Source organism: Komagataeibacter diospyri (genome assembly GCF_006538165.1).
GTDB classification, from domain to species: Bacteria; Pseudomonadota; Alphaproteobacteria; order Acetobacterales; family Acetobacteraceae; genus Komagataeibacter; species Komagataeibacter diospyri.
Genome location: NZ_BDLU01000032.1, coordinates 21,938 through 34,222, shown reverse-complemented (window position 1 = coordinate 34,222; position 12,285 = coordinate 21,938). Strand labels below are relative to the sequence as shown.

At 59.2% G+C, this 12,285-nt stretch carries 19 protein-coding genes; 2 read left to right on the top strand and 17 right to left on the bottom strand.

Annotated elements, in window-relative coordinates; translation table 11 throughout:
* Position 1: 1 nt before the first annotated feature.
* From MSKU9_RS06065 to MSKU9_RS06050, 4 genes are all read right to left on the bottom strand, one after another.
* Positions 2-2,038, bottom strand: a complete 2,037-nt coding sequence (locus tag MSKU9_RS06065; protein WP_141260445.1) for a phage terminase large subunit family protein — start codon at positions 2,036-2,038, stop codon at positions 2-4.
* Positions 2,004-2,588: a helix-turn-helix domain-containing protein gene (locus tag MSKU9_RS06060; RefSeq protein WP_141260444.1), complete on the bottom strand. Its 585-nt coding sequence runs from the start codon at positions 2,586-2,588 to the stop codon at positions 2,004-2,006. Before MSKU9_RS06060 ends, MSKU9_RS06065 begins: the two co-directional genes overlap by 35 nt.
* A 127-nt stretch (positions 2,589-2,715) precedes the next feature.
* The gene (locus MSKU9_RS06055; protein WP_141260443.1) at positions 2,716-3,381 is read right to left on the bottom strand and encodes a hypothetical protein; all 666 of its coding nucleotides are present in this window, start codon (positions 3,379-3,381) and stop codon (positions 2,716-2,718) included.
* Between the two features lie 2 nt (positions 3,382-3,383).
* Positions 3,384-4,004, bottom strand: coding sequence for a hypothetical protein (locus tag MSKU9_RS06050; RefSeq protein WP_141260442.1), 621 nt, complete (start codon positions 4,002-4,004; stop codon positions 3,384-3,386).
* Positions 4,005-4,055: 51 nt separating this feature from the next.
* Here MSKU9_RS06050 and MSKU9_RS06045 point away from each other — a divergent pair, with 51 nt between their 5' ends.
* On the top strand, positions 4,056-4,682 hold the full coding sequence (locus MSKU9_RS06045) for a hypothetical protein (RefSeq protein WP_141260441.1): 627 nt from the start codon (positions 4,056-4,058) through the stop codon (positions 4,680-4,682).
* A gap of 21 nt (positions 4,683-4,703) precedes the next feature.
* Here MSKU9_RS06045 and MSKU9_RS06040 read toward each other — a convergent pair whose 3' ends face one another.
* The 4 genes from MSKU9_RS06040 to MSKU9_RS18755 all read right to left on the bottom strand — a co-directional run bounded on the left by MSKU9_RS06040 (position 4,704) and on the right by MSKU9_RS18755 (position 6,678).
* Positions 4,704-5,312, bottom strand: a complete 609-nt coding sequence (locus tag MSKU9_RS06040) for a DUF3164 family protein (RefSeq protein WP_141260440.1) — start codon at positions 5,310-5,312, stop codon at positions 4,704-4,706.
* Positions 5,309-5,488, bottom strand: a complete 180-nt coding sequence (locus tag MSKU9_RS06035; RefSeq protein ID WP_019085778.1) for a hypothetical protein — start codon at positions 5,486-5,488, stop codon at positions 5,309-5,311. Before MSKU9_RS06035 ends, MSKU9_RS06040 begins: the two co-directional genes overlap by 4 nt.
* A gap of 44 nt (positions 5,489-5,532) precedes the next feature.
* Positions 5,533-6,408, bottom strand: coding sequence for a tyrosine-type recombinase/integrase (locus tag MSKU9_RS06030; RefSeq protein ID WP_141260439.1), 876 nt, complete (start codon positions 6,406-6,408; stop codon positions 5,533-5,535).
* A gap of 147 nt (positions 6,409-6,555) precedes the next feature.
* The gene (locus tag MSKU9_RS18755; protein ID WP_264371840.1) at positions 6,556-6,678 is read right to left on the bottom strand and encodes a hypothetical protein; all 123 of its coding nucleotides are present in this window, start codon (positions 6,676-6,678) and stop codon (positions 6,556-6,558) included.
* Positions 6,679-6,815: 137 nt separating this feature from the next.
* Between MSKU9_RS18755 and MSKU9_RS06025 the strand changes: the two genes are divergently transcribed.
* Positions 6,816-7,082 carry a hypothetical protein gene (locus MSKU9_RS06025; protein WP_141260438.1) on the top strand — a complete coding sequence of 89 codons (267 nt, stop codon included), beginning with the start codon at positions 6,816-6,818 and terminating at the stop codon, positions 7,080-7,082.
* 13 nt (positions 7,083-7,095) lie between these two features.
* Here the strand turns inward: MSKU9_RS06025 and MSKU9_RS06020 are convergent, their stop codons facing one another.
* The 9 genes from MSKU9_RS06020 to MSKU9_RS17890 all read right to left on the bottom strand — a co-directional run bounded on the left by MSKU9_RS06020 (position 7,096) and on the right by MSKU9_RS17890 (position 12,198).
* Entirely contained in the window at positions 7,096-7,503 is a 408-nt protein-coding gene (locus tag MSKU9_RS06020) for a hypothetical protein (protein ID WP_141260437.1), read from the bottom strand.
* Between the two features lie 113 nt (positions 7,504-7,616).
* The gene (locus tag MSKU9_RS06015; RefSeq protein WP_227002389.1) at positions 7,617-8,162 is read right to left on the bottom strand and encodes a hypothetical protein; all 546 of its coding nucleotides are present in this window, start codon (positions 8,160-8,162) and stop codon (positions 7,617-7,619) included.
* Positions 8,163-8,376: 214 nt separating this feature from the next.
* The gene (locus tag MSKU9_RS06010) at positions 8,377-8,580 is read right to left on the bottom strand and encodes a hypothetical protein (RefSeq protein ID WP_141260435.1); all 204 of its coding nucleotides are present in this window, start codon (positions 8,578-8,580) and stop codon (positions 8,377-8,379) included.
* Positions 8,577-9,782, bottom strand: coding sequence for a hypothetical protein (locus tag MSKU9_RS06005; protein ID WP_141260434.1), 1,206 nt, complete (start codon positions 9,780-9,782; stop codon positions 8,577-8,579). The genes MSKU9_RS06010 and MSKU9_RS06005 overlap by 4 nt, the downstream gene beginning before the upstream one ends.
* Positions 9,779-9,982, bottom strand: a complete 204-nt coding sequence (locus MSKU9_RS06000; protein WP_141260433.1) for a hypothetical protein — start codon at positions 9,980-9,982, stop codon at positions 9,779-9,781. The genes MSKU9_RS06005 and MSKU9_RS06000 overlap by 4 nt, the downstream gene beginning before the upstream one ends.
* A complete protein-coding gene (locus tag MSKU9_RS05995; RefSeq protein WP_141260432.1) occupies positions 9,982-10,254 on the bottom strand; it encodes a hypothetical protein in 273 nt (90 codons plus the stop codon). Before MSKU9_RS05995 ends, MSKU9_RS06000 begins: the two co-directional genes overlap by 1 nt.
* A gap of 166 nt (positions 10,255-10,420) precedes the next feature.
* Entirely contained in the window at positions 10,421-10,627 is a 207-nt protein-coding gene (locus MSKU9_RS05990) for a hypothetical protein (RefSeq protein WP_141260431.1), read from the bottom strand.
* A complete protein-coding gene (locus MSKU9_RS05985) occupies positions 10,627-11,247 on the bottom strand; it encodes a hypothetical protein (RefSeq protein ID WP_141260430.1) in 621 nt (206 codons plus the stop codon). The genes MSKU9_RS05990 and MSKU9_RS05985 overlap by 1 nt, the downstream gene beginning before the upstream one ends.
* A gap of 354 nt (positions 11,248-11,601) precedes the next feature.
* Positions 11,602-12,198: a hypothetical protein gene (locus tag MSKU9_RS17890; protein WP_154670670.1), complete on the bottom strand. Its 597-nt coding sequence runs from the start codon at positions 12,196-12,198 to the stop codon at positions 11,602-11,604.
* Between the last annotated feature and the right edge of the window lie 87 nt (positions 12,199-12,285).

Below are 12,285 nucleotides of genomic sequence, written 5' to 3'. Positions count from 1 at the left end.
ATTAATAATTCCAGCGGGAACGGCGGTTGCCTGTGGTCGAACCTTCGGCAGGTTCAGGCGCTCTGGCCTTGCGGGCAGGTCTCGCTGCCGTGGGCTTCTCGTCAGCCGGTGCCAGTGCGGGGCTGGCAGGTGCCGATGGTGTTGGCCTGGATGCATATGGGATGCGGCCGCTGGCCTTTTCTTCCTCCATCACCTCGGCGCGCTTGTTCAGCGACAGGCCGCGATAGATAAGCCCGCACAGGGCAGCGTAGCTGTAGACTGCGAGATCCAGCGCCTCGTTTGCGCGGCCCGGGATCTGTTCCCAGACCCGGTAGATCTGGCCATTCTTGTTTTTCCGGACAGACCGCTCAGCCACCAGCTGGGCAAAATAGTTGATGTCCCGGTCTGCAGGGAAATGCATGTAACCCGGTGCAGGCTCTCCCGGCTCGGGCTGTGAGAGATGCAACCGGCTGCGGATCACGTCCTTCGCAGCGTTCACGCCGATGACGATCGGACGGAATGACGCCTTGTTGCGTGATGTGGGGCGCTTGGTGGGCCAGACTGGCGACCGTGCTCCGCCGCGCGCTGACTCGCCCCTGATTGCCCAGATCTTGCGGCCTAGGCGTGCGCGGCAGAACTCATAGACCTTCTGCGTATGATGGCCGCCTGAATCGATACAGGCCGCCATGACAGTGAAAGGTCGGCCATCGGCGCGGAACCATTCGCGCTTCAGGGCTTCGTCCACCTTCTCCCATAATTCCGGCCCGTCGGGATCGCCCTCAATGACGATATGGGCAATGGACCAGCGTTCCTCATTGCGGCCCCATCCGACGATCTCCAGCTCGACACGATCGTCCTGGGTGTCGCCGCCGGCTGTCAGTATGGCCACACCGTCCGGGACTTCCCCGGGCCACGTCTCGACCCGGGAGACCAGCGTCATTTCATTGAGGGCGCCGTCTCCGCGATCTTCGTAGGCTTCGCCAAGCACCAGGTTGATGAAGGTCTGACGCCTGCGCGGATCGTTCTTTACGTCCAGCCACTCCGCCACCAGCTTGGACCAGCTGGCATTGGGGAACAGGGAGTAACCGGCCCAGATATGAAAGGATGCGATCCCCTTGAAGGGGGCTTCCGCTATCCATTCCCCGGCGTCGACCATGCCGGGTTTGTCGACTTCCTCAATGATGCAGCCGTTGTGCCGGCATACGTAATGCGCGGTCTCCGGCAGGTGGTTGCCGTTGCTGTCCTTGTCCCACTTGATGCCATGGGGCGTGTCGGGACCGCCCCATTCCAGCACCTGTTTCTCGCCGCAATGCGGGCAGGGGACATGGTAGCGACGTTTGTCCCCCAGTTCGTAAAGGTCATCGATCCGGCTCAGGCCCGCGATGGTAGGCGTAGAGCCAGCCGCGATCTTGCGGTTCCAGAATGTCTCCGTACGTTTGGTGCCCAGTGCGATCTGGTCACCTTCAGATCCGGCACCATTGACGGGATAGCCATCGACCTCGTCGAACATGACGACGCGGGCTGTAATCCGTCGGAAGCCGCCCGGGCTGTTGGCACCGACCAGGGTCAGGGAGGACCCGTTCAGCAGGGTTTTCTTGAGCAGCGTCTGGGAAGACGTGCGGGATTTGGGATCGCCCGTCAGGGCTGCCAGGACAGGCGTGTCCCGCAGCATCGGAGCGATTTCGCTTTTGCTGTAGTCCTCGGCGTCCGATTCCCGTGGCTGGACCACGAGGATCGGGCAGGGATCCTGATGCAGGTAATAGCCGATCGCGTGATCGAGGATCTTGGTGTAGCCGACACGGGCGGATTTCTTGACGTAGATCCGCTCGATAGCCGGATCCGTGAAGGCATCCATGATGCCGTTCTGGTAGGCGAAGGCCTCGAAACGGCCCGTCTCCGCGCTGGATTCCCGCGAGAGGACGGCATACTTCGCCGCCCACTGGCTCAGGGTCAGGCGCGGCGGCGGCCTGAGTGTCTCCCGGCGCACTCGCGCCAGTTCGGCCCGGAATAGCTGCAGCCCCCGCTCATAGAGGCTGCTGCCCGGTGATAGGATCGCCATCCGCAGTCAGTTCTTCCAGGACGCGTGTCACGAGCGTGGTCAGGCGGTCCTGCACTTCGGCCACGGTCTTGCAGCGGTGCAGGGACGGGGCTTTCTCGGCAGCCATGGCGAGCAGCTTGGTACGCACGCGGGCGTATTCCTCGCCGACGGTCTCGACCACCTTCGAGCTTTCAACGACCTTTCCAGCTTTCAGGTCGTATTCCAGCTTGCGCATGAGCGCCTTGTAGTTTTTCTCAATCCGGTTGGCTTCCTGCGTCGTGTAGGGAGCCAGCCCTTTCTCGATCTGCTGACACGCTTCGTCCGGTATCAGGTCCGGCCGCAGCTCATTGATGGGTGCAACCTCATCTGCAACCTGCAACCCGGGTTGCACCTCTGGTTGCAGGTCAGGTTGCAGGTCGGTGCGCTCGGCAAGCCATTCCTCGAACGACGCGACGTCCACGCGCTTGCCGTCAGAAACAATCCTGCCAGACGCTAGATGTTTTTGAATTGCCGCACGGCTTACGCCTGCGCGGCGCGCGGCTTCACTCTGGCTGATCGAGGATTTTTTCACGGAAAGTGCAACTGCAACTGCAACCTGAAAATTTTATCTCAGCTAGAGATCGTACGGGCTCGCGCAATACCCGCGATGCCGGCACCCCCCAGGAGGGACCCAAGCAGGGGGGGGTAGGGCATCTCTGTCAGCGCGCGGTGCTGATGGTTTTCAGGATCGCCGCCTCGATCGCCTTCGGGCCTTCACGCTGGACCAGCTCCACCGCGCGCTGCTCGAAGTCCAGATGCTTGTTCACGTCCCGGTTGGGCCGAAACACGTAGAGAAGTTTCAGTCCGGTTCGCTTTTCGCCGACAGCATTGAGTTTCCCCTTTGTGCCGCGATCGCCATTCCGACGTTCACCGCGTAACGGGCGTTGCCAGATCCCTCGAACGCCACGGATCGTGCCGGCGAACACATCAGGCCGCGCGAGTAGGCGCTTGATCAGTCCACGTGGGATCTGCCCGTATGCATCCGTCCTGCCGTCCACCGGCACCAGCAGGTCACCAGCGCCATCCCTGGCACCGACCCAGTGGTCGCCGCCGGTTTCATACGGGGTCAGGTATTTCGCTTGCTGGTCCCGTAGCGATACGACTGCCGTCGGGTTGCTTTTCGTCGCCTTGTCCACCTGCGTGGCGCGTGTGGTGAAGGGGCGCGGATGATCGAAGATTTCCGACATCGCGCTGTTTTCCAGCCGCATGGCATCGAAGGCCAGGCTGTTTACGGCGACGGATGTGGCATACGGGATCTGCTTCTGCATGTCCGACAGCTCACGCTGGATACGTGACGTATCCAGTTTGATGCTGAAATCACCCATGGTCAGAAGTCGCAGCCACCGCCATCGGACCCGCCGCTGCTGCCGCCGCAGTCGAAGCCACCACTGCTACCGCCGCCACCGCTACTGTAGTCGAAACCACCACCACTGGATCCGGCGTCGTTACCACTGCCTGCGAATGGATCAGGCGTGGGAGCTGCTGGTGCACTGACATCGCGTTCAATGATGGTGTCATGGTCGCGACCGCCCATCATTGATCCGGCAATGCCGCCCAGTAGCGCACCTTCCAGAAAACCATTGTCGGATCCGCGTGACGCACCGGTGTGTACGATGACCGGCGCGCCGGGGTTTGAGCCCGTATTTACGGATCCGTATCCACTGGATGCGGCAGGCCGCAGCGAAGGGGAGGCAGGCTGTGCTGACATGCGCGGTACAGATGGCGCCCGGGTCGTACTGTCCATGACGCGCCGGGCGATCTGGTCATCATGTCCGCGCCGGATCTGCTCCATCTGTTCTTCATGCCGCTGTTCGATCTGCATCTTGATCAGCTTGGCACGCCGGTTCGACCACGACAGCCATACAAACAGGGCGACGATGATGGCGATGAACAGTAGGCACACGAACATGAAGCCCACGCTGATATGCACATGGTGTGTGGGGGACATTAATGATATTCTCTATGAGTTTGTGTATAATTAATAAGACTGGATATATATATGAAATATTTTACAAATAAAAAAGTATTTTTAATTCTATTATTCACTTTATTTTTGTTTGTTGTTGTTTTCCCATTTTATGCGGTTACGTATGTGTACCCACGTTCTCTGGACATTAACAGCAGACTTTCAATGTACGGATCGTGCGGCACGTGGGCAACTGTTATACTTGCTGCTGCATCCATATTTTTCGCATGGAAATCATCTTATACTAATAATCAAACTGCAAAAGATGCTCATTTCTTGAATATAATAACAAGCATAGCTGAAAGCTCAAATAATAGCATAGCTGCCATCTCTGATATAGGGTCTAATTCTGGTTCAAAAAGAGTATTAAATGGAGATAGGGTGAAGTTTCTTTTATCTTCTTCTGTTACTGTTATTATAAAAGGAAGGCAGATAATGGATAAAATCTTTGAAGGAGAGGTGAGTCATGAAAAATACAAAACTTACATTTCAATTTACATATCAGAGGAAGTTAAGTCGGAATTTAAATACAAAAGATTGTTTAACATATGCAAAAAAATGGACGAGCTTGTTTCTGGGGGAGAATTGTCTGATGATCAGAAAGTTTGGTACAACACATTAGAAAAGCAATATGATGATGTAAGTTCTGATCTTTACTGAAATATTGCTTGTTAAATCTTCTTAAGCCCGGGCGATATCCAGCGGCACCTGCCGGAAATCATCTTCCGGCCGGTTGCGCTCATGGAATCGGATGTAAGCCTTGGTTGCATCGATGCGGATGCTGTCGGAAATGGCCTGCATCGCGCGCAGCCATTCCTCATCATCAATATTGAGGCGGCGCAGGCTGAGGATCTTGTCCGTGCGGATCTTGCCCTCTTTGCCGACCTCGAACGCATCCGTCACAATGACGCGCAGGTTCTCGTCCGCGCCCTTGGACCAACGCCCCAGACAGCTGTCGATCAGAGACTTCGCGGCCTGCAGTTCCGGGCCAAACGAAATGGAATCGCCCATCGCGATGGTGAGCTTCTTCAGGCCATCGTAGCTGGTCAGCGTGATGTTGCCCTTCTGGCCGCCATATGTGGTGCCATACTTCTCGGCAATGAGCGCCAGGACGGTGCGAATTTCCTCGAACGCCTTTAAACGAAACCCGCTGAGGGCCTTGCGCAGATCGGTCGCGCCGCCGAACAGCTCGCGCACCAGCTCATCCACCATCAGGTGTTCGGGCTTCACCTTGTCGCGCGGCACGAGGCGCCCGGCGGAATCCTGCATGTAGCCTTCGGGCACCATCATGCGGCCTCCCGCTGAGCACGCCGCATGTTGGCCGCGCATTCCGCCGCGCGGTCGCTGGCCCAGATCTTCACGCCAGGGCGACGGTCACGGCCCGCAATACGACGATAATGCGCGGCGGCACGCTCCCAGACAGTGACATCCGTTGCGGGCTGGCGCGGCTTGCGGCTCGGCTTCATGAGGCTTCCTTGCTTCACAGGTGAGGGGACCGGCGCGCGTGGCGCTACAAGTCCAGAAACTTTCCAGCGCCCGCGCCTTCGCGTGCGTGACTGTATCGTGTCGTGGTCGCCAGCGATGTGTGGCCCAGCTGCTGCTGCACTACATGCGCCGGCGCGCCGTTGTCCTGCATGTGGCTGGCGTACGCGTGGCGCAGCCAGTGCGCGGAAACCTGCGATGGCAGGCCTGCGCGCTTCGCGGCCCGCTTAACGGAGCGGTGGACCGCATCGACGCTAAGCGGACCGCCATCGTGGCCGGGGACCATCGGCGCTTCAGGCCGACTATCAACACGCAGCGTCACGATCTCCTTCCACACCTTGGCGGGGATCTCGACGGTTCTGTTCTTGCCGCCCTTGCCAAACACATGGGCGACACCGCCCTGCTGGCGGCGCTTGAGGTCTTTCCACCGGACGGCGCAAAGCTCGGAGATGCGCAGGCCGGTGGCATACAGGACGCGCAACATGGTGCGCCTGCGCGGGTCCGTTTCCCCATCAATGAGGTCGCGCACCTGTTCCTGCGTAAGGATCCGCTCATGCAGGCTGTCGCGCATCTTCGGCACACGGACGGCAGGCCCCACATCGCGAGGCAGCATTTCCATGGCAGCGCCGTAGGACAGCAGCGACTTGATGACCATCAGCTTCCGCCGTCGCGTGGCGTCCGCTCCCGTCAGGCTGTCGTACCAGCTTTGCAGGTCGGCCGCCGTCACCTGCGCCAGTGGTTTGCCCACATGCGCAAGGAAGGCGCGGACATCGCTTTCATACGCGCGGCGCGTGTTCGCACCACGGTTGTGAAGCCATGTCTTGATCAGCAGATTGTCGGCCGAGTTCTGAGGGGCTTTTGGGGCCTCATCAGTGGACGGCATGGCGCGGTCTCCGCTAACCATATGATTTCATTATAAAACGGGGTGGTTAAGCCCCCCTGAAATCCGCCAGATAACTAACGTTATCTTGCGGCTATCAGGCCCCTGCGTGGGGTTATCTTGCGGATGCCCGATCCGGCGCTGCCAGATAACTTTGAGTTATCCTTGCGGCTATCGGGCGCGCCAGATGGCAATGCACAGCATGGGCTGCGCCACGATCCATCCCGCAAGAATGAGCAGATCGAAGAACCGGGCGATCGGCATTGCGCTCAGCGCATGGATCACATCGATCATTCAGCCGTCCACATAGTACGGGGGCCATTTGTTACATTCAGCATAATATCTGCCAGTTTTGTCTCATTTGAGCCCCTTACCAACCCATTGATCTCAAGGTAGATTTTTTAACGGGCTTTAAGGAAAGGAATGAGAAAATGTCGGATGCTGACGCCAAGCAAATTGAAGAATTTCTTATTGCCAGTCGCGAAGCCCCGATTGTGTTTACCGATCACATTCCGTATTTCGGCCATGCCGGTAGTGTCATCGCTGTGACCTTAGCTGCCGGAAAGCCCAGTCAGGAGGGACTACGCCCCTTCCCGGTGGCACATCTCAGAATGCCGGCCCCGACTGCTAAAATATTGATTGAGTCTCTCCAAAAAGCACTGGCGATGATGGAAAAGAGTGGTCAACCCATTAACTGACATTTGCTTGTCGCTATCCCAGTGAAGGCGCACCAACGCGCCGCCCGCGACTGCCCATCATGGGACCAAAGGCCAGTGTCGATTTGACCAGGCCGGCGGGAAGCCGCTCAGTCTGACGGGCGACTTCTTCCCGACGGATGGCGTTCACGATCGCTGTCACGACAACGGGAGACACGCGGCCTGCAAAATGCTGGGCTTCCCGGCTGACCCACTGGCGATCCCCGCACCGCGCAATCGCGTCATGGAACAAGACCTGCGAGGTCAGCGTGCCGATCCCGACATCCGCGCGATGGCGCGGGAACGGGTTCCATTCCAGCGGCACGACCAACAGACGCCGCTTTGTCAGGGTCACGACAATGCCGTGCCGGTTACCGCGCAGGACAATGTCGCCGCGCGACAGGGTCGGCAGCTGTGATTTCATCTGATGGCTCTATGTTGGGAATACCCGAGCGGGCATAAAAAAAGCGTGGCGTCCATTCTCTGGACCCACGCATAACGATAGTTTGCCATAAATGACTTAAAACCGTGACACGGTCAACCTTTCCATAATGGTCCGGGCATTCCGTCATAATGTTCGGTCAACTGCTCCAGCAGGAAACATACCGCGCCGCTGGTGCTTTTCACGTCGCGGTGCAGGCGTTTTGCCATCGCCGTAATCGACAGTCCATCGATCATCAGCAGCACCAACAGCTGCTCGCCGCGCGCGCCGATGCGCTGGCGGATGTAGTCACGGCGCGCGGCGGATCCCATGCGCCCGATCATGGCGTCATGAATGTCACCGCGTTTTGCACCGTGTTCCATTTCCGGATCGGTTCCGCCCAAGGCACTGATTTCGTAATCGGTTGCCCAGAACTGGGCAGACTGGACCTGCCCTTCGGTAATCGCCTTGGAACGCAGCAGCCCATACAGCCCGGCGCACCGACGCCAGACCTCGACAGGGCGAGATTTCTTGGTGATCTCGACATCCACCAGCGCAAGGTCATGGTGGGCGATACGTGTCTCCGACGGACGGAAATCGGGACGGTAGGCGGACTGAGCGGGCGACTGTGCCCGACGGCGGGAAAGGGCGGCGACTGACACGCGAAGCCTTTCAGTAAGCAGGACTCCCGGCGTCATCGTCTCTTTGCGGAACCTGCTGCATCTGGGCATCAGGCAGGATCGATCAGCGGCCAGGAATTGGCCACAATATATGCCCCTTTTGTACACAGGTCAGTAGCCGAGTCGCCAATTCCTGTTTTCCGTCAGTTTTAATGGGTGTGGACTGCCACAGACCGCGAAATAATCCACATGCAGGCTAGGCTGGTACCAGCCGGTTCATCTGCGCCAGCGTGTTTTTCCACGATCGGTAATCCGATGGCGTGCCAGGCGCGATGACAAACCGCGCCGCACGGTCATGCATCAGGCGGATATGCCCCTTGCTGGTCAGGCTGCCGCGCCAGCCTTTGGCACGAGCACGCGCGATCAGTTCGCGCACATGCTTGTGCCGCCTCATGTTCATGCAGCCACGTCCTGCGGCCGGTAGGCATCCAGATAGGCCTCAAGGGTCAGTTCAGGTGGCCTGCCAAGGCTGGCGGCCGTCTGTGCCCATTCCTGCTTGGCGCGGCCGTAGTCGCCCAGTTGCTGCATCAAGTCAGACCATTTGCGCCGGTCCTCGGCCAGATCCTCACGGGCCTGCTTTTCCCATTCCTGCATGACCGGTGACGGCGGCGGTTCTGGCAGGTCAGCTGCAATCTGGTGCTGGGACCATGCTGCCTGCACGGGCTTGTCGAAACAGCCTGCGTGCTGGGGAACTTCTCGGTTTTCGTGCATGTCAGCCGTGTGATCGGTCACCGCCTGGACAATCACGGCTTCCGGTATGCCCTGTTGAAGCCATTTGCGGACCATGCCGACATGCCGGCGCGTGCTGTAGCTGGGGAAGCCTGCCGCCTCCATTACCGCCTTGACCGTCCGATCGATGGCGCCGCGTTCGATGACGGCATCGGTTTGGGGCAAATCGGTTTCGACAGATTCAGATATAGATGAATTAATATCCTTATCTTTATCTATATCTACGGAAACCGAAGAACCCAGTTTTGAAACCGAGCCCCCGGAAACCGAAAACCGATTTGTGTTTTGGTTTCGGTTTTCGGTTTCTGCTGGTTGGGTGGCCGGCACAGATACCATCAGCGGCATGTGGCGCTGACGGACGGCATTCTCGGCTTCCTGTGCGCGGCGGGCGCGTGCCTGCTCCGGTGTTTCCCCTTTGCGCGGGCGGCCACCATTGCCACCATTGATCCGGGCCTTGTAGCCGCGCAGCGTATCGTCCGCAGGAATGGACCCGGCCGCCTGCGCGGCCTCGAACTGGCGCAGGGCCTCGTCCCGCTGGGCACGCCGGCGCGCACGCTCCTGCCGGCGGATCTCGCGTTGCAGCAGATGGGGGCTGTACAGCGCGCCATCATCATCCCGCGCGGCAAAGCCCCATTGCTCGATCATGGGCAGCGTGCGGGCCAGCACGTCCGGGCTTTCGCTTATGAAGGTCGCAACCTCGGCATCCGTCAGCATGTGCGTGCCGCTGCGCAGCACGATCATCCGGTTGGCCTTGAGGGTGTCGATCAGGGAATGTGCCACGCCGCGCGCCTCGGCCGGCATGGTGCGGATCATGGACCACGGCGGCACGGCCCCGGCGTCGAAATCGGCAACTGTTGGCAGTTGTCCTGTCATTTCTGGTCATCCTCCAGCACACCTTTGGCGCATTGGTTCGCCTGCTTCGCCTTTCGCAGAGAGTTTTCCAGAGCGTTGACCAGGTCGAGCCAGTCGTGCGGCCACCAGAACAGGCGGATCCAGCCCATGCGGAATGACGGGGGAGGTCCATCATCACGACCAACGCCAAATCGACAGAATTTCAGCTTAAACCACGACATTATCGACCTTCTCGCGCTTGGCGTCGTTCATGGACCAGAGCCATCACCTCATCTGCAAGCGCGTCAGATGAGGCCATGAGTTCGATCAGCGTTGGTGCATCCGGCACGTTCTTCCCCGCCAGCCAGTTCTTGGTGCAGCGCGGCGTGCTGCTGGACGCACGCGCAGCTTTTTCCGCAGCAAAGCGGTGCATGCTGAACGTGTTGCGGATGATTGCTGCCAGTCGCTCACGAATGGCCGCTTTTGGGTTGGGGGCGCTTACCGAGGGAAACATGTTTCCCCAAAAAGACCGATCTTTTCCCACCAGAATCCTCCATGATCTCGATCAGATGCAGATGAGATCAGGAATCGGAAGGAAAGGAGTTTACGGGAAACGGCGCGTGTCCCAGCCATCGCGGGTGACGGAAGGGACACGCACCACAACAGACCTGACGCGGCAGTCATGCTGACACCTCATTCTGTTCAGGTGCGTCCTGATCCGCAGCCACTGGGGCCGCGAACACACGCACCGCATGTTCACCACACCACACACGTCGCACGCACGCAGGCCTGCCGCAGAACGCGGGCCGCACGCCATGGCGCACGGTCCCCTCAATCCACTGGCAGGTTGCGCCGCTGGTCATGGCGGTGGGTGAACGACGGGTCATCAGGCCGCGGCGCCTACTGTCGGCGACCACGACACGCACGGAAAACCACTCCGGTCATAACGGATGCTGCAGATCTGCCCATGGCGGTAAATTTCCTGCAGGCCGCGAGTAATCGCATCACAAGCAATTTCACAGGCGATTGCCTGGAACGGACTGATCTGAAAGGGGACGCTCCAGTCAGCGACCAGCCGACCGTTCTTCACATCGATACGCTTCACGTTCAGGCCACACCGGGCAGCCGTAGCCAACGCGACTTCGGCATTCCGCTTTTCGCGCTCGATGTCGTAAGCTGCCTTGTCCTGGGCGGTCCCGGTCGGCTTTGCATCGGCTTTGTCAGCAGCCTTATCCACCCCCATAACCAGCAACGGTTCATTATCAAGCGTGCCCAGACCGGCGTTGAGGCCGATAACCGGCTGAGATGCACCATCGTCTGCGTCCAGCCCGTTATCGACTGCGGGCTTTGTGCCATGGAGGATATAATCCTCGAACGCCGCCGCGGTCTTGATCACGGAATCCACATCGTCATTGATGCAGTTGGCATCAGTGTGCTGGATGGCCATCGACAAGCATTGTGCGCGCCTGTTCTGCACAGCACCCAAGAAGCTAAATCCCTTCGACATGAGGGCAATTTCCTATTCCAAAAGTTGAGGGAAACGGGTCACGCACCGGCTCGACCGCGTAAGCGGGAGCACTCGGTACGTAGGTCTGGCCTGCAGGCGCATGACCGCCCTTACGGGCCGGTCGATTGCTCGACCGGCCCGCTTGGCCCACCATGGTTGTTGCAACGTCATCCATGGAGGATTCGGAAATGGCTGAACTCACGCCGCAGCGTGTCGCCAATAATTTGCAGATGCTTGAAACCGAGGTGCGGTATCTACGCGGTCTGGTTGGAATTTTGCTTGAAGGTGCTCCAGCCCCCATGCGCCAGAAAGCCCTTGAATATGTTAGGTTCATGGAAAACCAGCCGCCCCGTATCACGACGGTCTCGCCGCAACTCGAGAGCGCCACAATACATTCCAGCCGCGTCGCAGCAGATTGGGTTTCCATCCTTCGAAAGGGCTGACCAGCCAAGCTGTTTCGTTTGTCCTTTGAGCAGACATTTCGGCGAAGTCATCGGGACCAGCAGCTATGTCGGGGGATGACATGACGCCATCCCCCGCATCCTCTAGCCTGTCGGCTTCCACACCAGAGACAGGAGAGGATTCATCATGGCGACCGACCCCAACAGGAAACTTACCCGCGAGGGCCTCATCGCCCGCCTGTTCGACGCCTTTGCGCACACCGTCCCTTCTGACAAGGATTCCATGCTCGACCTGCTGTCCGAGATCGCTGAGGCGGTCGACGGGCGTAGAGAGCAGCGAAAGCGTCCCGTCCGAAGGCTTTCTGCTGAGGAGCGGGACAAGCGTGCTGCTGAGCGCGTCAAGCGACTGCCCAGCTAACAGTCCATCTTCCAGAAGGGCCGCAATGCTCAGTGCATCCGCAATCCGCGACCGAACGGTCGCCTGCGGATCACTGGGCAGCAGCGATGCCGCCAGTTTCAGGATTTCGATGCGGTCGGGAATGCCGGTCATGCGTCCCCCCGGTGCTCAGTCATCATGCGCAGGAACACACCCTTGCGGGCCGGCCGATTGTCCGGCCGACCCGCTTGGTCCACCATG

Excerpts from the sequence above, each read along its gene's own strand:
- MSKU9_RS06065 (WP_141260445.1), bottom strand. The coding sequence starts at position 2,038 with ATGGCGATCCTATCACCGGGCAGCAGCCTCTATGAGCGGGGGCTGCAG.
- MSKU9_RS06055 (WP_141260443.1), bottom strand. The coding sequence starts at position 3,381 with ATGGGTGATTTCAGCATCAAACTGGATACGTCACGTATCCAGCGTGAG.
- MSKU9_RS06050 (WP_141260442.1), bottom strand. The coding sequence starts at position 4,004 with ATGTCCCCCACACACCATGTGCATATCAGCGTGGGCTTCATGTTCGTG.
- MSKU9_RS06045 (WP_141260441.1), top strand. The coding sequence starts at position 4,056 with ATGAAATATTTTACAAATAAAAAAGTATTTTTAATTCTATTATTCACT.
- MSKU9_RS06040 (WP_141260440.1), bottom strand. The coding sequence starts at position 5,312 with ATGATGGTGCCCGAAGGCTACATGCAGGATTCCGCCGGGCGCCTCGTG.
- MSKU9_RS06035 (WP_019085778.1), bottom strand. The coding sequence starts at position 5,488 with ATGAAGCCGAGCCGCAAGCCGCGCCAGCCCGCAACGGATGTCACTGTC.
- MSKU9_RS06030 (WP_141260439.1), bottom strand. The coding sequence starts at position 6,408 with ATGGTTAGCGGAGACCGCGCCATGCCGTCCACTGATGAGGCCCCAAAA.
- MSKU9_RS18755 (WP_264371840.1), bottom strand. The coding sequence starts at position 6,678 with ATGATCGATGTGATCCATGCGCTGAGCGCAATGCCGATCGCCCGGTTC.
- MSKU9_RS06025 (WP_141260438.1), top strand. The coding sequence starts at position 6,816 with ATGTCGGATGCTGACGCCAAGCAAATTGAAGAATTTCTTATTGCCAGT.
- MSKU9_RS06020 (WP_141260437.1), bottom strand. The coding sequence starts at position 7,503 with ATGAAATCACAGCTGCCGACCCTGTCGCGCGGCGACATTGTCCTGCGC.
- MSKU9_RS06010 (WP_141260435.1), bottom strand. The coding sequence starts at position 8,580 with ATGAACATGAGGCGGCACAAGCATGTGCGCGAACTGATCGCGCGTGCT.
- MSKU9_RS06005 (WP_141260434.1), bottom strand. The coding sequence starts at position 9,782 with ATGACAGGACAACTGCCAACAGTTGCCGATTTCGACGCCGGGGCCGTG.
- MSKU9_RS06000 (WP_141260433.1), bottom strand. The coding sequence starts at position 9,982 with ATGTCGTGGTTTAAGCTGAAATTCTGTCGATTTGGCGTTGGTCGTGAT.
- MSKU9_RS05995 (WP_141260432.1), bottom strand. The coding sequence starts at position 10,254 with ATGTTTCCCTCGGTAAGCGCCCCCAACCCAAAAGCGGCCATTCGTGAG.
- MSKU9_RS05990 (WP_141260431.1), bottom strand. The coding sequence starts at position 10,627 with ATGACCCGTCGTTCACCCACCGCCATGACCAGCGGCGCAACCTGCCAG.
- MSKU9_RS05985 (WP_141260430.1), bottom strand. The coding sequence starts at position 11,247 with ATGTCGAAGGGATTTAGCTTCTTGGGTGCTGTGCAGAACAGGCGCGCA.
- MSKU9_RS17890 (WP_154670670.1), bottom strand. The coding sequence starts at position 12,198 with ATGACCGGCATTCCCGACCGCATCGAAATCCTGAAACTGGCGGCATCG.